The sequence below is a fragment of the Pseudomonas sp. BW16M2 genome (assembly GCF_014268865.1).
GTDB lineage: Bacteria > Pseudomonadota > Gammaproteobacteria > Pseudomonadales > Pseudomonadaceae > Aquipseudomonas > Aquipseudomonas peradeniyensis.
The window spans coordinates 1-18,985 of the sequence record NZ_JABWRI010000011.1; the positions used below are offsets into that span (position 1 = coordinate 1).

The 18,985-nt window shown below is 64.7% G+C and carries 20 protein-coding genes; 5 read left to right on the forward strand and 15 right to left on the reverse strand.

What is annotated here, in order from left to right; genetic code table 11:
* On the forward strand, positions 1–189 hold a 189-nt coding region (locus HU735_RS27100), incomplete at its 5' end, for a hypothetical protein (RefSeq protein ID WP_238349809.1).
* A 9-nt stretch (positions 190–198) separates the two neighbouring features.
* Here HU735_RS27100 and msrQ read toward each other — a convergent pair.
* The 9 genes from msrQ to mrcB form a co-directional block, all read right to left on the reverse strand.
* The gene (gene msrQ, locus HU735_RS12130) at positions 199–807 is read right to left on the reverse strand and encodes a protein-methionine-sulfoxide reductase heme-binding subunit MsrQ (RefSeq protein WP_186713727.1); all 609 of its coding nucleotides are present in this window, start codon (positions 805–807) and stop codon (positions 199–201) included.
* Positions 807–1,820 (reverse strand): protein-methionine-sulfoxide reductase catalytic subunit MsrP, encoded by a 1,014-nt coding sequence (msrP, locus tag HU735_RS12135; RefSeq protein ID WP_050706952.1) that lies wholly within the window; start codon positions 1,818–1,820, stop codon positions 807–809. Before msrP ends, msrQ begins: the two co-directional genes overlap by 1 nt.
* Before the next feature lie 77 nt (positions 1,821–1,897).
* Positions 1,898–2,749 carry a CDP-diacylglycerol--serine O-phosphatidyltransferase gene (gene pssA / locus HU735_RS12140; protein ID WP_050706953.1) on the reverse strand — a complete coding sequence of 284 codons (852 nt, stop codon included), beginning with the start codon at positions 2,747–2,749 and terminating at the stop codon, positions 1,898–1,900.
* 151 nt (positions 2,750–2,900) lie between these two features.
* Positions 2,901–3,917, reverse strand: a complete 1,017-nt coding sequence (gene ilvC, locus HU735_RS12145) for a ketol-acid reductoisomerase (RefSeq protein ID WP_027917653.1) — start codon at positions 3,915–3,917, stop codon at positions 2,901–2,903.
* A 53-nt stretch (positions 3,918–3,970) separates the two neighbouring features.
* Positions 3,971–4,462 carry an acetolactate synthase small subunit gene (ilvN, locus tag HU735_RS12150; protein WP_003250040.1) on the reverse strand — a complete coding sequence of 164 codons (492 nt, stop codon included), beginning with the start codon at positions 4,460–4,462 and terminating at the stop codon, positions 3,971–3,973.
* 1 nt (position 4,463) lies between these two features.
* Complete coding sequence (locus HU735_RS12155) at positions 4,464–6,188, reverse strand: acetolactate synthase 3 large subunit (RefSeq protein WP_186713728.1); 1,725 nt, start codon at positions 6,186–6,188, stop codon at positions 4,464–4,466.
* 407 nt (positions 6,189–6,595) lie between these two features.
* The gene (locus HU735_RS12160) at positions 6,596–6,928 is read right to left on the reverse strand and encodes a YqcC family protein (protein ID WP_050706954.1); all 333 of its coding nucleotides are present in this window, start codon (positions 6,926–6,928) and stop codon (positions 6,596–6,598) included.
* Positions 6,925–7,704, reverse strand: coding sequence for a tetratricopeptide repeat protein (locus HU735_RS12165; protein WP_050706955.1), 780 nt, complete (start codon positions 7,702–7,704; stop codon positions 6,925–6,927). Before HU735_RS12165 ends, HU735_RS12160 begins: the two co-directional genes overlap by 4 nt.
* A gap of 26 nt (positions 7,705–7,730) precedes the next feature.
* A complete protein-coding gene (gene mrcB / locus HU735_RS12170; protein WP_186713729.1) occupies positions 7,731–10,052 on the reverse strand; it encodes a penicillin-binding protein 1B in 2,322 nt (773 codons plus the stop codon).
* 116 nt (positions 10,053–10,168) lie between these two features.
* Between mrcB and HU735_RS12175 the strand changes: the two genes are divergently transcribed.
* The 3 genes from HU735_RS12175 to HU735_RS12185 all read left to right on the forward strand — a co-directional run bounded on the left by HU735_RS12175 (position 10,169) and on the right by HU735_RS12185 (position 12,741).
* On the forward strand, positions 10,169–11,731 hold the full coding sequence (locus HU735_RS12175) for an AAA family ATPase (protein ID WP_186713730.1): 1,563 nt from the start codon (positions 10,169–10,171) through the stop codon (positions 11,729–11,731).
* Positions 11,732–11,831: 100 nt separating this feature from the next.
* Complete coding sequence (locus HU735_RS12180; protein ID WP_186713731.1) at positions 11,832–12,185, forward strand: pentapeptide repeat-containing protein; 354 nt, start codon at positions 11,832–11,834, stop codon at positions 12,183–12,185.
* Positions 12,186–12,462: 277 nt separating this feature from the next.
* Entirely contained in the window at positions 12,463–12,741 is a 279-nt protein-coding gene (locus HU735_RS12185) for a TfoX/Sxy family protein (RefSeq protein WP_028691223.1), read from the forward strand.
* 171 nt (positions 12,742–12,912) lie between these two features.
* On the opposite strand, the gene HU735_RS12190 is transcribed toward HU735_RS12185, so the two are convergent.
* The 4 genes from HU735_RS12190 to HU735_RS12205 are packed head-to-tail and all read right to left on the reverse strand — an operon-like array spanning position 12,913 to position 16,495.
* On the reverse strand, positions 12,913–13,797 hold the full coding sequence (locus tag HU735_RS12190; RefSeq protein ID WP_186713732.1) for a ChaN family lipoprotein: 885 nt from the start codon (positions 13,795–13,797) through the stop codon (positions 12,913–12,915).
* A gap of 12 nt (positions 13,798–13,809) precedes the next feature.
* Positions 13,810–14,577, reverse strand: coding sequence for a heme ABC transporter ATP-binding protein (locus HU735_RS12195; protein WP_186713733.1), 768 nt, complete (start codon positions 14,575–14,577; stop codon positions 13,810–13,812).
* Positions 14,577–15,560, reverse strand: a complete 984-nt coding sequence (locus tag HU735_RS12200) for an iron ABC transporter permease (RefSeq protein ID WP_186713837.1) — start codon at positions 15,558–15,560, stop codon at positions 14,577–14,579. Before HU735_RS12200 ends, HU735_RS12195 begins: the two co-directional genes overlap by 1 nt.
* A 50-nt stretch (positions 15,561–15,610) precedes the next feature.
* Positions 15,611–16,495 carry a helical backbone metal receptor gene (locus HU735_RS12205; RefSeq protein ID WP_186713734.1) on the reverse strand — a complete coding sequence of 295 codons (885 nt, stop codon included), beginning with the start codon at positions 16,493–16,495 and terminating at the stop codon, positions 15,611–15,613.
* Between the two features lie 161 nt (positions 16,496–16,656).
* On the opposite strand from HU735_RS12205, the gene HU735_RS12210 reads away from it, so the two are divergent.
* Positions 16,657–16,974 carry a Rieske 2Fe-2S domain-containing protein gene (locus tag HU735_RS12210; RefSeq protein WP_186713735.1) on the forward strand — a complete coding sequence of 106 codons (318 nt, stop codon included), beginning with the start codon at positions 16,657–16,659 and terminating at the stop codon, positions 16,972–16,974.
* Here the strand turns inward: HU735_RS12210 and sfsA are convergent.
* Both sfsA and HU735_RS12220 read right to left on the reverse strand, forming a co-directional pair.
* The gene (gene sfsA / locus HU735_RS12215) at positions 16,964–17,677 is read right to left on the reverse strand and encodes a DNA/RNA nuclease SfsA (protein ID WP_186713736.1); all 714 of its coding nucleotides are present in this window, start codon (positions 17,675–17,677) and stop codon (positions 16,964–16,966) included. The two genes, HU735_RS12210 and sfsA, sit on opposite strands and share 11 nt — an antisense overlap.
* A 3-nt stretch (positions 17,678–17,680) precedes the next feature.
* On the reverse strand, positions 17,681–18,853 hold the full coding sequence (locus tag HU735_RS12220; RefSeq protein ID WP_186713737.1) for a pyridoxal phosphate-dependent aminotransferase: 1,173 nt from the start codon (positions 18,851–18,853) through the stop codon (positions 17,681–17,683).
* Positions 18,854–18,985 lie beyond the last annotated feature (132 nt).

Genomic DNA, 18,985 nt, shown 5'->3' on the forward strand with positions numbered 1-18,985 from the left:
AGGCGAATCATACAGCGTTACAACCTGCTGTCAACTGCCTTTTTCACCGCTGCCGATCAGATGATCGAAGCACCTCCGCAACCCTCTTCAACAATCAACCCTTTGATATTCAAGGAGTTTTTCGTTCCGATGTCGCTGGAAGTGGGGCGCATTATAAGGGGATCTGAGAGGGCGTCAACCTTTTATTAAAGAAAGATTTCAGGCCGCCCTCCCCCGCCCGACCAATCGTGGAACACGTCGCCAAACCGGGGGAATACGCAGCACCAGAAGGAAGACCCCAATAGCGGCATACACCGCCCATTCCTTCAGGTCCGAGCGCACGATCCACAGGAAGTGCAACAAGCCCAACCCGAGAATCACGTAGACCAGCCGGTGCAGCTTCTTCCACCGCGCGCCAAGACGCCGCTGGCTATACCGGTTGGAGGTGACCGCCAGCGCCAGCAGGCCAAGAAAGCCCAAGGCACCGACAATGATGTAGGGCCGCTTGCGCAGCTCGACGCCGAACTGCCCCCAATCCAGCCCCAGGATGAACACCATGTACGCCGTCATGTGCAGCACTATATAAGCAAAGCACCACAGCCCCAGCTGGCGCCGCACCACGATCCACCCCGACCACCCCGTCAGCCGCTGCAGCGGCGTCATGCTCAGGGTAATCAAGAGAAAGATCAGCGCCCCCTGCCCAAGACGGTCCACCATGATCTTGCCCGGATCAGGACCAAGCAGCCCCATGGCCGCCTCGTACAGCCACCACACGGGGAACAGGCAACCAGTCACGAAGATCGCCAGGCGCAGCCAGGGATAACGCATCAGTAATTCTTCCGCAGGTCGAGGCCGGTATAGAGCGAAGCCACTTCATCGGCATAGCCGTTGAACATCAAAGTATCGCGCACATTGGGACTGAACAGCCCGCTGGGCAGGCGACGCTCCCGGGCCTGGGTCCAGCGCGGGTGGTCGACCGTCGGGTTGACGTTGGCATAGAAGCCGTACTCGTTCGGCGCCAGCCCCTGCCAGGTGGTCTGCGGCTGATCCGCCACCAGGCTGATGCGCACGATCGACTTGATACTCTTGAACCCGTACTTCCACGGCACCACCAGACGCAATGGCGCGCCGTTCTGGTTGGGCAGCTCGCGGCCATACATGCCCACCGCCAGAATCGCCAGCGGGTTCATCGCCTCATCCAGGCGCAGACCCTCGACATAGGGCCAGTCGATCAGGGCGAAACCGGACCGCTGGCCGGGCATGCTCTTGGGGTCTTCCAGGGTTTCGAAACGGATATAGCGCGCCTTCGAAGTTGGCTCGACCTGCTTGAGCACCTCCGCCAAAGGAAAGCCCAGCCAGGGAATCACCATCGACCAGGCCTCCACGCAGCGCAAGCGGTAGATCCGCTCCTCGAGCTGGTAAGGCTTGATGAAGTCCTCCAGCGCATAGCGCCCGGGCTTGGCCACCTCGCCATCGACCACCAGGCTCCAGGGCTCGGTCTTCAGGCTGCCGGCATTGGCCGCCGGATCGCCCTTGTCGGGCCCGAACTCGTAGAAGTTGTTGTAGTGAGTGGCGTCCTTGAACGGCGTGATCGCCTCGCCACTGACGGTGACTGCCTGCCAGCGCGTGGCGCCGAGCTTGTCGGTGAACCAGCCTGGCGCGCTGCCCGCCTCGACATCGGCATAGCGGGAAACCTCCGCCGCGGTGCCCAACCGGGGCAAGGCGCCCAGGGCTGCACCTGCAAGGCTGGCGCCCAGCAACTTGCGACGGGAGAGGTAGAAACCTTCGGGGGTGATCTCGGACGACTTGCAGTCGCTGGATCGGGGAAGCTTGATGAGCATGGCGGCTCCACAGTACGGGTAACTGATGTACACGTAAGACTATGGAGCCGGCAGGTTATTCCGCGATTAAATCCTTGTCAGGATTTACGACGGCGCGCCCGCAACAGGAACTGGATCGGCCCCGACGCGGCATAGGCGAGGAAGATCAACAGCAGGATGCGCGGCGGATCGCTGAACACCACGGCGAACACCAGCACCACGGCCAGGATCGCGACAAAGGGCACGCGGCCCTTGAGGTCGAGCTCCTTGAAGCTGTTGTACTTGATGTTGCTGACCATCAGCATGCCCGCAGCCGCCACCAGCAGCGCCACCAGGAACGACAGCTTGGAGCCCTGGATGCCGTAGTCGCTGAACGCCCAGACGGTACCGGCCACCACGCCGGCCGCCGCCGGGCTGGCCAGGCCGATGAAGTAACGCTTGTCGGCGGTGCCGACCTGGGTGTTGAAGCGTGCCAGGCGCAGCGCGGCGCCGGCCACATAGATGAAGGCGACCATCCAGCCGACCTTGCCCATGTCGCCCAGGGCCCAGCCGAACGCCAGCAACGCCGGCGCCACACCAAAGGCGACCATGTCCGACAACGAGTCGTACTCGGCACCGAAGGCACTTTGCGTATTGGTCATGCGGGCCACGCGGCCGTCGAGGCCGTCGAGGACCATGGCGACGAAGATCGCGATGGCGGCGAAGGCGAAATACTTGCTCGCCTCCCGCGGATCACCCGCGCTCAGGGCGCTCTGCGCGCTCATCGAGCTGATGATGGAATAGAAGCCGGCGAACAGGTTCGCGGTGGTGAACAGATTGGGCAGCAGATAGATACCGCGGTGACGCACCTTGCGCCCTTCGGCATCGTGGCCTTCTTCGACATGTTCATCGATAGGTAGCAGGCTTTCGGCGTCGGAGGGCTTGTTCGGCTCTTCGGGACGTTCGCTCATGAAAAGTACCTTGCAACAGGGTGGAATATGTTCGACATGGGCTCGGCAAAACGGTTCTAACAGCGAGCCACTGGTCGCTTTATACCAGAAGCTGACCGCGCAAACGAAAAAACGCGGCCGAAGCCGCGTTTTTCATTTATCGACGCAAGACTCAGTTCTTGGTCTTGTCGACGATCTTGTTGGCCGAGATCCACGGCATCATCGAACGCAGTTGCTCGCCGATGATTTCGATGCCGTGGGCGGCGTTGTTGCGGCGCTTGGCGGTCATCGAAGGATAGTTGGTGGCGCCTTCGCTGATGAACATCTTCGCGTACTCGCCGTCCTGGATGCGCTTCAGGGCATTGCGCATGGCCTTGCGAGATTCTTCGTTGATGACTTCAGGGCCGGTGACATACTCACCGTACTCGGCGTTGTTGGAGATCGAGTAGTTCATGTTGGCGATACCGCCTTCGTACATGAGGTCGACGATCAGCTTCAGCTCGTGCAGGCACTCGAAGTAGGCCATTTCCGGGGCGTAGCCCGCTTCGACCAGGGTTTCGAAACCGGCCTTGACCAGCTCGACGGTACCGCCGCACAGAACGGCCTGCTCACCGAACAGGTCGGTTTCGGTCTCGTCCTTGAAGGTGGTTTCGATGATGCCGGTACGGCCGCCACCGACGCCAGCGGCGTAGGACAGGGCGACGTTCTTGGCGTTGCCCGAGGCGTCCTGGTAGATGGCGATCAGGTCAGGGATGCCACCGCCCTTGACGAACTCGGAGCGCACGGTGTGGCCCGGGGCCTTCGGCGCGATCATGATCACGTCGAGGTCGGCACGCGGAACGACCTGGTTGTAGTGGATCGAGAAGCCGTGGGAGAAGGCCAGGGTGGCGCCTTTCTTGATGTTCGGCTCGATCTCGTTCTTGTACAGCTGGCCCTGGAATTCGTCCGGGGTGAGGATCATGACCAGGTCGGCAGCGGCGACGGCGGTAGCCACGTCAGCCACTTTCAGGCCGTGGGCTTCTGCCTTGGCAACGGTAGCCGAACCTTTACGCAGACCGACGGTAACGTCCACACCGGAGTCCTTCAGGTTGCACGCCTGGGCGTGACCTTGCGAACCGTAGCCGATGATGGCGACTTTCTTGCCCTGGATGATGGAAAGGTCGCAGTCTTTATCGTAGAAAACTTTCATGAAATACCCCTGTTATATCTCGGCCCCAGCGGAGCCATCGCTAGTTTTTGAAGTTAGATGCTGAGCACTTTGTCGCCACGGGCAATGCCGGTGACGCCACTGCGCACGGTTTCGAGAATCGATGCGGTGCCGATGGCCTGGATGAAGCTGTCCAGCTTGTCGCTGGTGCCGCTCAGCTGCACGGTGTACACGCTGGCGGTCACGTCGACGATCTGGCCACGGAAGATATCCGTGGTGCGCTTGATTTCGGCGCGCTGGGCACCGGTGGCCTTGACCTTGACCAGCATCAGCTCGCGCTCGATGTGGGCGCTTTCCGAGAGGTCGACAAGCTTGACCACTTCGACCAGCTTGTTCAGGTTCTTGGTGATCTGCTCGATCACTTCGTCATGGCCAACGGTGGTCAGCGTCAGACGCGACAGTGTCGGGTCTTCGGTCGGTGCCACGGTCAGGCTTTCAATGTTGTAGTTGCGCTGGGAGAACAGGCCGACCACGCGAGACAAGGCACCGGGTTCGTTTTCCAGCAGCAGGGAGATGATGTGCCGCATATCAGGTACGCTCCGTCTTGCTCAGCCACATGTCACGCATCGAGCCGTCCTTGATCTGCATCGGATAGACGTGCTCGGTCCGGTCGACCGCGATGTCGATGAACACCAGGCGGTCCTTCATCGCGAAAGCCTCTTCCAGTTTCGGCTTGAGGTCTTTCAGGCTGGTGATGCGGATGCCCACATGGCCATAGGCCTCGGCCAGCTTGACGAAGTCCGGCAGCGACTCGACGTAGGAGTGCGAGTGGCGACCGTTGTAGGACATGTCCTGCCATTGGCGGACCATGCCCAGCACACCGTTGTTCAGGTTGACGATCTTCACCGGCAGGCCGTACTGCATGCAGGTGGACAGTTCCTGGATGTTCATCTGGATGCTGCCTTCACCGGTAACGCAGGCCACGTCCTGGTCGGGGAAGTTGAGCTTGACGCCCATGGCCGCCGGGAAACCGAAGCCCATGGTGCCCAGGCCACCGGAGTTGATCCAGCGGTTGGGTTTGTTGAAGCGGTAGTATTGCGCCGCGAACATCTGGTGCTGGCCCACGTCGGAGGTGACGAAGGCATCGCCCTGGGTCACTTCGCACAGGGTCTCGATCACCTGTTGCGGCTTGATGATGTTGCCGTCGCCCTTGTCGTAGGGGAACAGCGCACCGTCGCCGCGCCATTCGTCGATCTGCTTCCACCAGGCATCCAGCGCCGCCTTGTCGGGCTGCTCGCCGATTTCCTTGAGGATGGTGAGCATCTCGCTCAACACGCTCTCGACCGGGCCGACGATCGGCACGTCGGCCTTGATCATCTTGGAGATCGACGCCGGGTCGATGTCGATGTGGATGATCTTGGCGTTCGGGCAGAACTTGGCCGGGCCGTTGACCACGCGGTCGTCGAAACGCGCACCGACAGCGAAGATCACGTCGGCGTTGTGCATGGCCATGTTGGCGGTGTAGCTGCCGTGCATGCCGAGCATGCCGAGGAACTGGCGATCGGTGCCCGGGAAGCCACCGAGGCCCATCAGGGTGTTGGTGACCGGCAGGTTCAGCGTCTTGGCGATTTCGGTGAGGGCTTCGGAGCCGCCGCCGAGGATCACGCCACCGCCGGAGTAGACGATCGGGCGCTTGGCCGCCAGGAGCATCTCGGCCGCCTTGCGGATCTGCCCGGAGTGACCACGAACAGCCGGGCTATACGAACGCAACTTGACCTTTTTCGGGTAGATGTACTCGAACTTCTCGGCCGGGTTGGTCATATCTTTTGGAATATCGACCACCACCGGGCCGGGACGGCCGGATTGCGCAAGATAGAAGGCTTTTTTCAGGACTTCGGGGATTTCCGAGGCATGCTTGATCATGAAGCTGTGCTTCACGATCGGCCGGGAGATACCGATCATGTCGGTTTCCTGGAACGCGTCGGTGCCGACCATGGTGCTGGGCACCTGGCCAGACAGGATGACCATCGGAATGGAATCCATGTAGGCGGTGGCAATACCGGTAATGGCATTGGTCGCGCCTGGACCGGAAGTCACCAGTACCACGCCGGCCTTGCCGGTGGCACGGGCGTAACCGTCCGCCATATGGGTGGCAGCCTGTTCGTGACGGACCAGGATGTGCTGGACTTCCGGTTCCTTGAACAGGGCATCGTAAACATGAAGGAGAGCACCACCAGGGTACCCGTAGATGTGCTTAACGCCTTCGTCACGCAAGAAGCGGACGACCATCTCAGCGCCAGATAAAAGCTCCACGTTGTTCACCTCTAAAACGCCAGAATACCGCCCTCACTGAGCGGGTCTTAATAGGTTTACTGCCAAGCAGAGCATGAGCGAACGTCAGCACTGACTGAGCAAGTATTGGGAGTGCCCTGGTGTGTTGCGGGCCTTCCCACCCAGCGCGAGGTAACGCGTTGCGGGGTGTTACAAGTCGGCGCGGGTGTGCGCCTCATGATCTGCTTAGCGGGTCTGCTTCTGGCAGTCCCTCTACAGCGGAATCTGGATTCTTGTGATTCGGCGCGCACAAGTCAAGAGAAATTATTGCCAATTTTTCGGCAAGATGAATCACTGCAACCACTAAAAAGGTTCACAGCAGCAGATTTAAGAAGATTTTCATAAAAAAGGGCCACAATCTGCGGCCCTTGAAGGAAAAAGAGAAGAAATCAGGCGGAGGGGCTGATCAATTGGTCGAATTCTGCCAACAAGCGCCGTAGCGCGCGGCTTTGTTCCGGACGGTCGACAAACACCGTCTCGGCCATGACCAGGATGCCCGAGGCATTGGGCAGCGGGTGTCCGTGCTCGAGGATCAGTTTCATCCGCGGCAGGAAGATCCACTGCAGCCACTGCTCGAAGGCCATGCTGTCGACGGCGAACGGCACCACGCTGGCCAGCGCCTCGGCGCTGGGCGCGACATCGCTCCACCAGCCCTGGACCTTGAGTTCGCGCTCGATCAGCAGCAGATGGTCGGCGATATCGAGGATGCGCTGTTCCATCACAGGTTGACCCGCGCCTTCTGCCGCGCCAGGGCCGCGCCGGCACTGTCACCCTGCTTCTCGCGGGCCTGGGCGATGGTGTTCCACAGCTGGGCCTGCAGGTCGGGACGACCGTTGGCGTAGGTCAGGGCGCGGCGCGCCAGTTGCTCGGACTGCGCGGCGTCGCCCTGCGACAGGCGCACCTGGGCCAGGCGGAACAGCACCTGCGGCTCACGCGGGGCGATGCGCTGGGCACGCTCCAGGCTCGACGCGGCGCCATTGAAGTCGCCACTGCCCTGTTGCTGCTGGGCCGTGGTCAGCAGCGCCAGCACCGGGCCGTCGAGCTGTTCGTCGGCGGACAGGCCGCCGCCGGAGACATTGCCCCGCGGAATCCCGGTGGGCGCGCTGGTGACCGGCGCCGGATTGCTCATCGAGGCGATGTCGAACGGCTCGTCGGCGATCGGGTTGGGGTTGGTGCTGATCGGGCCGCTGCTGACCGGACCCGGGGTGATCGGCCCAGTGCTGATCGGTGCTGGACCGGTACCTGCCGGGAACGACTGGATCGGCGCGCCGCCGGTCCCTTGCGGGATCATCACGGTGACGCCGGAGTCTTCCGGCAACGACCGGGCCTGGCTGCTGCCGCCGCTGGTCGGATAGGCCGACGTGCGGTTGGCCGAGACGCGCTCGCTGTTGGAGACCCGGGTGCTCGAATCGACCACCGGAATGTTGCCACGCGGGACGCTGGCACAGCCGTGCAGCACGGTCACTGCCGCCACGGCAGGAATCCACCACTTGTTCACTTCACACCCTCTTCAGAAGCTCGCGCTCAATTCATCCAGCCCTTGACCCAGTCCATCACCTCTTCGGCCGGGTTCTGCTCGCCACCACAGGTGGCGCCAGCGGGCGGTTCACTGCCACGAATATACGGCATCTGCACCGCTCCCGGACAGCTGCCGTCGGAACCCTGGCCGCTGTAAGGATCGATCCAGGCCTGCACCACGTTGTCCGGCTGCGGCATGTCCAGCGGCAGCGGGTCGGCCTTCTTCATGAAGCTGGTCCACACCTGCAGCGCGCCGGTGGCACCGGTGAACGGCGTCTTGCCGTTGTCATCGCGGCCCAGCCAGACCACCGCCAGCAGGTCCTGGCTGAAGCCGGAGAACCAGCTGTCGCGCGAGTCGTTGCTGGTGCCGGTCTTGCCCGCCAGGGTCAGCGAGCTTGGCAGCACGCTGTACACCGAGCGGCCGGTGCCTTCGCGCATCACCCGCTGCATGGCGTTCTGCACCAGGTAGATCGAACCCGGGTCGAAGGTCTGCTGGATCTGGAACGGGTAGCGCTTGAGCGGCTCGCCTTCGGCGGTGAGCACGCTGCGGATACCGCGCATCGGCGTGTTGAAGCCGCCGTTGGCGATGGTCTGATACATGGTCGCCACCTGCATCGGCGACATGCCGCCAGCGCCCAGCAGCATCGACGGGAATGCCGGCCAGTCAACCTGTACGCCGAGCCGACCGATGGTCTTGATCACGTTGGGCACGCCCACTTCCAGGCCGAGCTTGGCAGTCGACAGGTTGTAGGAGTTGGCCAGGCCCTGGTACAGGTAGATGGTGCCATGGGGGCGGCGATCGTAGTTCTGCGGACGCCACACCTGGCCGTCGGCGCCCTTGACCGAGAACGGCTCGTCCTGCACCCAGCTGGTCAGGGTGAACTTGCTCGGTTGCTCCAGCGCGGTCAGGTAGACCGCCGGCTTGACCAGCGAGCCGATCGGCCGCACGGCGTCGATGGCGCGGTTGAAGCCGGCGAAGCCTGACTGACGGCTGCCGATCAGCGCCTGCACTTCACCGGTCTCGGGGTTGGTGACGACCATCGCCGATTCCACTTCGTCGGCGCCCTTGCGCCCGGCCAGGCGCTTGAAGGTCTCGCTCATGGCGGTCTCGGCCTTCATCTGCAGGATCGGGTCGAAACTGGTGAAGATGCGCAGGCCTTCTTCGGTCAAGTCTTCGTCGCGGTAGTCCTGGCGCAGCTGGCGCTTGACCAGGTCGAGGAAGGCCGGGAACGAACTGTCGGCCAGGCTGCCGCGCTTGGTCACGCCCAGCGGCATCTTCTTCGCCGCGTCGACCACATCCTGAGTGGCCACGCCCTGCTCGGCGAGCAGGTCGAGCACCAGGTTGCGCCGTTGCAGGGCGCGCTCGGGGTGGCGGCGAGGGTTGTAGTAGGACGGGCCCTTGACCATGCCGACCAGCAGGGCGATCTGGTGCAGCTTGAGTTCCTGCAGCGGCTGGCTGAAGAAGAACTGGCTGGCCAGGCCGAAGCCGTGCACAGCGCGCTGGCCATCCTGGCCGATGAACACTTCGTTCAGGTAGGCCTCGAGGATCTCGCGTTTGTCATAGTGCACTTCCAGGAGCACCGACATCATCGCTTCGGTCAGCTTGCGACTGAGGCTGCGCTCGTTGGTGAGGAAGAAGTTCTTCACCAATTGTTGGGTCAGGGTACTGCCACCCTGGCGCATGGCGCCCGAGGAGGTGTTGACCCACACCGCCCGGGCAATGGACTTGGGCGACACGCCGAAGTGGCTGTAGAAGTCGCGGTCTTCGGTGGCGATCAGGGTTTCCACCAGGTACGGCGGCACCTGGTCGATCTTGACCAGGATGCGGTCTTCGAGGTTCTTCGGGTAGATGCCGCCGATCATCAGCGGCTCGAGGCGCACCACGTCGAGCTTGCCGCCATTGGCGCCGCTCAAGCCCGCGACATAGTCGCCGGAGAAGCGCACGCGCACGAACTGCGCCGGCTCCATGCCCTCGTAGAACTGGAAGCCACGGGTATTGAGGTCGACGTTGTTGCCGTTGACCGACGCCGCGCCAGGGCCGTTCGCCGCGCTTTCACGGCGGTAACCGAGAGCGTCGAGTTCGGTGAGAAAGTCGTTGCGGCTCAGTTTCTGGCCGACGAACAGCTCCAGCGGCCGGGCATACACCTTGGCCGGGATGGTCCAGCGCTTGCCGGAGAACTTCTCCTGGACGGTCGCATCGAGGTAGACCGCGAAGCCGGCGATCACCACCAGGCCGACCAGGCTGAGCTTGAGTGCCCAGCCCAGCCAGGCGCGGGCGCGGCCGGTCGGGCGTTTTTTAGAGGTGCGGGAATTTCGGGTACGTGTCATGGCGGCGGATTATACGCACTTTGGAAAAGGGGGGCAGACGCCTACGGCGGTTTGCAGGGACGGCACCATTGACCATAATGTCCGATTCGAATTCCCTGACCCCTGAAGGATGATCCGTGAGCCAAGCCCTGATCAGCGCGCTGCAGAACCCCGCCCTCTATCCGCACCCTGTCGCGGGCTTCCAGCTCATCGAGACGCACATCTCCTGGGTTCTGCTCACCGGCGAGTACGCCTACAAGATCAAGAAGCCGATGAACTTCGGCTTCCTCGACTTCACCGGCCTGGACCAGCGCGGGCATTTTTGTAACGAAGAGCTGCGGCTGAACCAGCGCCTGACCGAAGGCCTGTATCTGGAAGTGCTGCCGATCACCGGCAGCGTCGAGGCCCCGCAGATCGGCGGCGAAGGCCCGGCGATCGAGTACGCGCTGAAGATGCGTCAGTTCCCCCAGGACCAGATGCTCAGCACCCTGCAGGCCAACGGCGAGCTGAACGCCGGTCACATCGACCAGATGGCCCGGCAGATCGCCGAGTTCCACCTGCAGGCGCCGAAAGTGCCGGTCGACCATCCGCTGGGCACCCCGGACGCGGTCATGGCGCCGGTGGAACAGAACTTCGAGCAGATCCGCCCGTTCCTGACCGACAAGGCCGACCTGCAACAACTGGACAACCTGCAGGCCTGGGCCCAGGACAGCTTCAAGCGCCTGCACGGCCTGCTCGAGGCGCGCAAGGCCAATGGCTTCATCCGTGAATGCCACGGCGACATCCACCTGGGCAACGCCACCCTGATCGACGGCAAGGTGGTGATCTTCGACTGCATCGAGTTCAACGAGCCGTTCCGCCTGACCGACGTCTACGCCGATGTCGGTTTCCTGGCCATGGACCTCGAGGACCGCGGCCTGAAGTGCCTGTCGCGACGCTTCATCAGCCAGTACCTGGAGCTGACCGGCGACTACGAAGGCCTGGAGCTGCTGAACTTCTACAAGGCCTACCGCGCCCTGGTGCGGGCCAAGGTCGCGCTGTTCAGCCTGTCGCCCGACGCCGATGGCGTGCAGCGCGCCACCACCCTGCGCACCTACCGCAACTATGCCAACCTGGCCGAAAGCTACAGCGCCATCCCTTCGCGCCTGCTGGCCGTCACTCAGGGCGTCTCGGCGGTGGGCAAGAGCCATGTGGCGATGCGCCTGGTCGAGGCCCTGGGCGCGGTACGCGTGCGTTCGGACGTCGAGCGCAAGCGCCTGTTCGGCAAGCAGTCGGCAGCCGACGCCGGTCAGCTCGAGGCTGGCATCTACGACAAGGAAGCCAGCATCGCCACCTACCAGCGCCTGCATGAGCTGGCGGCGATCATCCTGCATGCCGGTTTCCCGGTGGTGCTCGATGCCACCTACCTCAAGCACGAGCAGCGCAAGGCGGCCGCGGACGTCGCCAGCGAGACCGGCGTGCCGTTCCTGATTCTCGACTGCCAGGCCCCCGACGCGGTGATCGCCAGCTGGCTGGCCCAGCGCCAGGCCGAAGCCATCGATCCTTCGGACGCCACCCTGGAAGTGATCCAGGCGCAGAAGGCCAGCCGCGATCCGCTGGATGCCGAGGAGCAGAAGCACAGCAAGCGCGTGAACACCCAGGAAAGCGCCAGCATGGACCAGCTGATCGAGCAGATCCGCCAGCACCTGCCCGGCCTTTGAGCCGCAAGGCGTGAAGCAGTCGACAGTTCACGCCTGAAGTCCGGCGCCCCTCCAGTGATGTCATTACAATATCATCACACCCCACGGAGGAGGCGCCGCCATGAATCAGCCCCGTCAGCTGGACAACGTCCTGTACTCGATGATCCGCGACGAGAAGATCGCGGCGTTCAACCGCGAGAAGCCCAGCGATACGACTATCGACTTTCGCGGCGGTGATTTCCGCGGCCTCGACCTGCGCGACCTGGACGTACGCGGCATCGACTTCACCGACGCGTACTTTCGCGCCGCCGACCTGCGCGGGCTCGACCTGCGCGAAAACGGCCTGGAGGGCGCCAGCCTCGCCCATGCGCAGATCTCCGGGACCTACTTCCCGGCTGAGCTCAGCGCCGACGAGATCCTGATGTCGGTGAAGTTCGGGACGCGGATGCGTTATCGCAGCGCTCGCCAAGGGTAAGCGTCTGGCCTGCGCCAGGCTGTGGATGGGAACTTTGTGGGAGCGGACACACATGGGAGCGGGCTTGCCCCGCGATAGCGTCTGCCCCAGCGATCGCCATCGCGGGACAAGCCCGCTCCCACGCAACCCGCTCCCATAGGGTCCCACCCAGCGAAAGTACTGCATCCCGTCGGCCCCGATGGCAAAAGGCCGCGTTATTCACAACCCCCGCTACACTCCTCATTGACCTGCTCGCGATTTATCCCCACGACCCGTTCAGCCATCGCAAGGAGGCTCGATGAACGATGAATTGCAGCATCTGAAAAACCTTGGCAAGACCTCCGCGCAATGGCTGCACGCCGTCGGTATCCACAGTGCTTCGGACCTGCGCCGGCTCGGCGCGGTGGGTGCCTATCAAGCCGTGAGAACGCGAGGATTCCGGGCTTCGAAGGTGTTGTTGTACGCCATCGAGGGGGCCCTGCTGGACATGCACTGGAACGACCTGCCGGCCGAACGCAAGCAGGCGCTGAACCAACAGCTCGACGCGAAATGCCCGGCACAGAAAAACGAAAAATAATTCGCAAAAGGCATTGACGCCGAAATGAGAATCGTTATGATTATCACAACTGGTCGCGAGACCGGTTGGGTAACCTGAATGCTCCCTGGTTCGGACGCTCAGATTATCTCCTCATCAGGCTAATCACGGTTATTGACCCGGCACTTTGCCGGGTCTTTTTTTGCCCGCGATTCAGTGCGCCTTGCGCAGCTGGGCGCAGTAGTCCTGCTCCGGCGTCGCCGGGGTGTACCAGACGAAGTCAGCCATGCCTGGCTCGACCGTCTCTCCCACTTCCATCAGCAACAGCACCTTGCCCTCGGCCGTGGCATCGAGGTCGGCCACATGCAGGGGCACACCCAGGTCCTTGCGCGCATGGTAGCTGCCGGTGAGCAACAGTGCCGGTTGCGGCGCGGCCAACAGCCGTTCGGCGATGCGTCGGTCGCGCTGCTGCTGCACCGCCAACATAGCAGGCAGCTGGCTTTCCGGCAGCAGGTTACAGTGGCCGGCGCGCACCTGAGCCAGCAGCGCCTGCACCACGGCCGGCGCATTGGAGCGCTCGCCCGGCGGTGTCGCTGGCTGGCGATAGGCCTGGCGGACCTCCTCCGGTGACAGGTTCGCGGCCAGCAGCGGATAAGGTTGGCCCAGGGCCTCGCGGATGATCGGCCCGTACAGCGCCCAGTCCCAGCCGGGTTGCCAGTCGAGGGCCTTGGGCAGGTCGGCTGCCGGCGACACCCTGCCCTTCTGCGCATCGACCAGGGCCTGCTGCCGTGGCTCGAGCATTTCCAGCAGCAGGCTGCCCTGTGGCCGGCGGCTCTCCAGGGCACGCAGCAACCAGAGCTGCAGGCGGTGGTGGTCGGGGTTGTCGTGCTTTTCACCCACCAGCACCCGTGGCGCATCGGCCAGGCGCTGGACCAGCTGCCCGGGACTCAAGGCCTGGCCGCTGGACAATTCGATGATCTGCCCCAACTGGACGTTGTCACGGCCCTCGGTACCCTGCCAGGCCGGCATGGGTGGCAGGCTCGCCTGGCAACCACCCAGCGCCAGCGCCAGACAGATGGACAGCAGGGGATGGCGCATGGTGCAAGCCTCTTAGCGAGTGATGATCAGCGGATGGCCGCGCTCCGGGTGCGGCTGGACCAGGACATCGATACCGAACACTGCCCGCAGCGCCGCTGGTGTCAGCACCTGTTGCGGCGTATCCAGGGCATGGCAGCGGCCCTGCTCCAGCAGCAGGATATGGTCACAGTAGCGCGCCGCCAGGTTCAGGTCATGCAGGATGACCAGCACCGCCGCGCCACGGTCGGCGAAGCTGCGCACAGCTTGCAGCGTGGTGTGCTGGTGCAGCGGGTCGAGCGCGGAGGTGGGCTCGTCGAGCAGCAGCGTGCTACCCGGCTCGCCCGGCCACAACTGGGCCAGCACCCGCGCCAGGTGCACGCGCTGGCGTTCGCCACCGGACAGCGCCAGGTAGCTGCGCTCGACCAGATGCCCCGCATCCGCCGCGGCCAGCGCCGCCTCGACGATCTCCCGGTCACGCTGACGGCCGCTGGCATGGGGCAGCCGACCTAAGCCGACCACCTCCTCGACACTGAACGCAAAACCCAGGCTGGACACCTGCGGCAACACCGCCAGTCGCCGTGCCCGTTCCTGGCCCGACCAGCCCTCCAGACCGCGACCATCGAGGCGAACCTGCCCGGTGCTGGGCGCCAGTTCGCCACACAGGGCACCGAGCAGGCTGCTCTTGCCGGCGCCGTTCGGCCCGAGTACGCCAAGAACCTGCCCGGGTCGCAGCGTCAGGTTGATGTCGTGCAGCACCAGGCTGCCACCGCGCTTGAGAGAAAGCCCTTGGACGTCGAGCATCAGCTGCGCACCTTCACCAGCAGGAACAGGAAGAATGGCGCCCCGATGAACGCGGTGACGATGCCAATCGGCAACTCCGCCGGGGCCAGGGCCAGACGCGCGATCAGGTCAGCGAACAGCAGCAGGGTACCGCCCGCCAGCAGCGACGCCGGTAGCAGCACCCGGTGATCCGGCCCCGCCACCAACCGCACCAGGTGCGGCACCACCAGGCCGATGAAGCCGATCAGGCCGGCGGCGGCAACCGCCGCCCCCACGCCCAGCGCCGTGCAGAACACCAGTTCGCGCTTGAGCGCTTCGACCTCGATGCCCAGGTGACGAGCTTCCGACTCGCCCAGCAGCAACGCGTTGAGCGCCTGCGCCCGGCGCGGCAGCCACAGGGCCACGGCCGCCGACACCAGCAGCAAGGGCCATAGCCGCTCGTAGCTGGCACCGTTGAGGCTGCCCAGGTTCCAGAACGTCAGGGTGCGCAGGGTGGCGTCGTCGGCCAGGTAGGTGAACAGGCCCACCGCCGAGCCGCCGAGCGCGGTCATGGCGATACCGGCCAGGAGCATGGTGGCCACGTTGGTCTGGCCGTCACGCCGCCCCAGGCGGTAGACCATCGCCGTCACGCCCAGGCCACCGACGAAGGCGCAGAGCGACAGCAGGTAAGGCGCGAACCAGTCGGGAATGCCCCCCAGCCAACTACCGCCGACAATCGCCACCGCCGCGCCCAGGGCGGCGCCGCTGGCGACGCCGACCAGCCCCGGGTCGGCCAGCGGGTTGCGGAACAGCCCCTGCATCGCCACGCCGGACAATGCCAGCACGGCACCGACCGCCAGCCCCAGCAGGGTGCGCGGCAGGCGGATCTGGCCGAGGATCATCTCGGCCTGCTCCAGGCCCTCGCCGGATACCGGCAAACCAATCAGGCGCAGGCCGGCGCGCAGGGTGTCGAGCAACGGCAGGCTGACCGGGCCCAGCGCCAGCGACAGCCAGACCGCGAGCAGGCACAGCAACGCCAGGGTAATGAACAGCGTACGTGGTCGAACCCGCTGCCTCATGGGTTGAAGCTGGCCTTGGCGGCAGGATAGAAGCTGACGGCCAGTTCATGCAGGGTGGCGGGCAGGCGCGGGCCCAGGCCACCGACCAGCAGCGTCGGGTCGAACGATAGCAGGCGCTTGTCGCGCACCGCGCGCGAAGTCGCCAGGGCCGGGTTTTCCTTGATCAGCGCCTGCAGGGCCTGCTCGCCGCTGAGGGCCCGGTCGGAGAACACCACCACGTCCGGATTCAGCGCGGCGAGGGCCTCTACCGAGAAGTTCTTGTAGCCCTGGTGATCGGCGAGGTTGCGTCCTCCCGCCTGGCGCAGCACCCAATCCCCGGCGGTGCCCTGTCCCGCGATCATCGGCTTGGCGCCGGCATGGCCGACCAGTAGCAGGACGCCGGGCGCCTTGTGCCCGGCCTGGGCCTGCTCGACCTGCTTGTGCAGCGCCTCCAGTTGCCGGCGATAGTCAGCGGCCAGCGCCTCGGCCTTCTGCGCGTCACCCAGTAACGCCCCCAGGTGCTTGAGGTTCTCGTCCACCGCGCCAACCTCGGCCTTGCTGGAGAACAGCTCGACCCGCACCCCGGCCTTGCGGATCTGCGCCAGCACCGGCGGCGGCCCCATCTCCTCGGTCCCCACCAGCACATCAGGGCGCAGGCTGAGGATGCCCTCGGCCGACAACTGGCGCTGGTAGCCGATGCTGGGCAGCGCCTTGAGCGACTCGGGGTGCTGGCTGGTGGTGTCGACACCGACCAGCCGCTGCTCGCCGCCCAGGGCGCTGATCCACTCGCTCAGGGCGCCACCGGCGCTGACCCAGCGCTGCGGCAGCTCGGCGGCCATGGTTTGGGCGGACAGGGCAAGACCGGCGCACAGGGCAATCAAGGCAGCGGGACGGCGCATCATCGGATTCCTTTGCAGAGGGCGGGCAGCACACCTTGTGGCGGGCGGCACAAGTGCGCACCATAGACAGCCTGGCGCGGCGAATGCGGGCAATTTGATAATTATTCGCATTGAAGCGTCAAGCCATCCCTTTGTCACACGGCTTAACCGGAAGCTCCGCCGCAATGCATTTTCTCTGCGCCTCCAACGACCTCGCCGAGGGCCACAGCCGCGCCTTCAGCGTAGCCGGCGTGCCGCTGTTCGGCGTGCGCCGCCAGGGCAAGGTCCACCTCTACCGCAACCGCTGCCCGCACCGGGGCATCCCGCTGAACTGGGCGGCGGACAGCTTTCTCGACGACAGCACGAGCCTGATCCAGTGCGCCCATCACGGGGCCCAGTTCCTGATAGAAAGCGGCGAATGCATCACCGGCCCCTGCGCGGGCGAATGGCTGGAGGCCCTGGACTGCCAGGAAGACAGCCAGGGCATCTGGTTCACGGATTGAGCAGCACCGGCAGCGGGCGATCGATGACCAGTTGCTGCGCATCCAGGCGGGTGCCGTAGGCCAGTACCTCGACCCCTTGCGCCACGGCGGCGCGCAGGGCCTGGGCATAGGCGGCGTCGATCTCCTCGGCAGGACGCACGGCCTCGATGCCGGTCAGATTCACACAATACAGCTGCACCGCACGGATGCCCTGGCGCGCCAGGGCGGCCAGCTCGCGCAGGTGCTTGGCACCGCGCTGGGTGACGGCGTCGGGGAAGGCCGCCACCGGCGTGTCGGGGTAACCCAGGGTTACGCTCTTGACCTCGACATAGGCCTTGGAGCCGTCGGCATACTCCAGGTAGAAGTCGATCCGGCTGCGCTCCTCGCCATAGGCCACCTCACGCTTGAGCGTGGTGAAGCCGGCCAGCTCGCTGACCACGCCGGCGCGCAAGGCCTCCTCCACCACGGCGTTGGCGCGCCCGGTGTTGACGCAGGCCAGACGGCCCTGGGGCGTTTCGCTGATCTCCCAGGTACCGGGCAACTTGCGCTTGGGGTCGTTGGAGCGGCTGAACCACACCTGCCCGCCCTCGCGCATGCAATTGAGCATGGAGCCGGTGTTGGGGCAGTGAATGGTGATCTGCTCGCCACTGGCCAGCTCGATGTCGGCCAGGAAGCGTTTGTAGCGGCGCAGCAGGCGCGCCTGTTCCAGGGGCGGAAACTGCATCGGTCAGCCCTGCCAGCTCTGCAGGCCACGGGCGATGCGCTGTACCGCCTCTTCCAGGCGCGGCAGGCTCTGGGTGTAGGCGAAACGCACATGATGACCGGCCTGATGTCGGCCGAAGTCCAGGCCCGGGGTGAACGCCAGGTGCTCGGTTTCCAGGAAATGCCGGCAGAACGCGAAGGCATCGCCGCCGAACGCGCTGATATCGGCATACAGATAGAAGGCTCCCTGCGGCTCCACGGCGATGCCGAAGCCCAGCCCGCGCAATGCCGGCAGCAGGTAGTCGCGGCGGCGAGCGAACTCGGCGCGACGCGCCTCGAGGATGGCCAGGGTTTGCGGCTCGAAGCACGCCAGCGCGGCATGCTGGGCCATGCTCGGGGCACTGATGTAGAGGTTCTGCGCCAGCTTTTCCAGGTCACCCACCGCCGACGGCGGGCCCACCAGCCAGCCCAGGCGCCAGCCGGTCATGCCGAAATATTTGGAAAAACTGTTCAGGACGAATGCCTCATCGTCCACTTCCAGCACGCTCGGCGCGTCCATGCCGTAGGTGAGGCCGTGGTAGATCTCGTCCACCACCAGATGCCCATGGCGCTCGCGGGTGGCCCTGGAAAGGCTGGCCAGCTCGTCGCGGTCGAGCACCGTGCCGGTCGGGTTGGCTGGCGAGGCGACCAGGGCGCCGACGGTGTCCTTGTCCCAATGGCGATCGACCAGATCGGCGGTCAATTGGTAATTGACGTCCGGCCCCACCGGCACCAGTTGCGCGCCGCCTTCGACCAGGCGCAGGAAATGCCGGTTGCATGGATACCCCGGGTCGGCCAGCAGCCAGTGCTTGCCCGGATCGACCAGCAGGCTGCTGGCCAGCAGCAGCGCGCCGGAGCCACCTGGGGTGATGAGCACGCGCTCCGGATCAAGTTCCACACCGTAGCGCTGGCCATAAAACCCGGCGATCGCCTCGCGCAGCTGCGGCAGGCCACGGGCCGCCGTGTAGCGCGTGTGCCCGGCGGCCAGGGCGGCCTGACCGGCGGCGACGATCGGCGCGGCGGTGGTGAAGTCCGGCTCGCCGATCTCGAGGTGGATCACGTCGTGGCCCGCGGCCTGCAGCTCGTTGGCACGGGCCAGCAGGGCCATGACGTGGAAGGGTTCGATGGCGCGACTGCGCGCACTGTGTGGCTGAGCCATGGGCCTTCTCTCAATTGGGTCTAAACTGGTGATTCTACCTGTGCACGCCAACGAACGCGCCGGTCATGCCGCTGTCAAAAGCAGGCATAGGGCGGGGTAGCGCACCCCGGATCTATCTGGTAAGTTCGGCGG

What these genes read in the sequence shown, in the direction of transcription:
- msrQ (WP_186713727.1), bottom strand. Translation starts at nt 807, where the DNA reads ATGCGTTATCCCTGGCTGCGCCTGGCGATCTTCGTGACTGGTTGCCTG.
- msrP (WP_050706952.1), bottom strand. Translation starts at nt 1,820, where the DNA reads ATGCTCATCAAGCTTCCCCGATCCAGCGACTGCAAGTCGTCCGAGATC.
- pssA (WP_050706953.1), bottom strand. Translation starts at nt 2,749, where the DNA reads ATGAGCGAACGTCCCGAAGAGCCGAACAAGCCCTCCGACGCCGAAAGC.
- ilvC (WP_027917653.1), bottom strand. Translation starts at nt 3,917, where the DNA reads ATGAAAGTTTTCTACGATAAAGACTGCGACCTTTCCATCATCCAGGGC.
- ilvN (WP_003250040.1), bottom strand. Translation starts at nt 4,462, where the DNA reads ATGCGGCACATCATCTCCCTGCTGCTGGAAAACGAACCCGGTGCCTTG.
- mrcB (WP_186713729.1), bottom strand. Translation starts at nt 10,052, where the DNA reads ATGACACGTACCCGAAATTCCCGCACCTCTAAAAAACGCCCGACCGGC.
- HU735_RS12180 (WP_186713731.1), top strand. Translation starts at nt 11,832, where the DNA reads ATGAATCAGCCCCGTCAGCTGGACAACGTCCTGTACTCGATGATCCGC.
- HU735_RS12185 (WP_028691223.1), top strand. Translation starts at nt 12,463, where the DNA reads ATGAACGATGAATTGCAGCATCTGAAAAACCTTGGCAAGACCTCCGCG.
- HU735_RS12190 (WP_186713732.1), bottom strand. Translation starts at nt 13,797, where the DNA reads ATGCGCCATCCCCTGCTGTCCATCTGTCTGGCGCTGGCGCTGGGTGGT.
- HU735_RS12195 (WP_186713733.1), bottom strand. Translation starts at nt 14,577, where the DNA reads ATGCTCGACGTCCAAGGGCTTTCTCTCAAGCGCGGTGGCAGCCTGGTG.
- HU735_RS12205 (WP_186713734.1), bottom strand. Translation starts at nt 16,495, where the DNA reads ATGATGCGCCGTCCCGCTGCCTTGATTGCCCTGTGCGCCGGTCTTGCC.
- HU735_RS12210 (WP_186713735.1), top strand. Translation starts at nt 16,657, where the DNA reads ATGCATTTTCTCTGCGCCTCCAACGACCTCGCCGAGGGCCACAGCCGC.
- sfsA (WP_186713736.1), bottom strand. Translation starts at nt 17,677, where the DNA reads ATGCAGTTTCCGCCCCTGGAACAGGCGCGCCTGCTGCGCCGCTACAAA.
- HU735_RS12220 (WP_186713737.1), bottom strand. Translation starts at nt 18,853, where the DNA reads ATGGCTCAGCCACACAGTGCGCGCAGTCGCGCCATCGAACCCTTCCAC.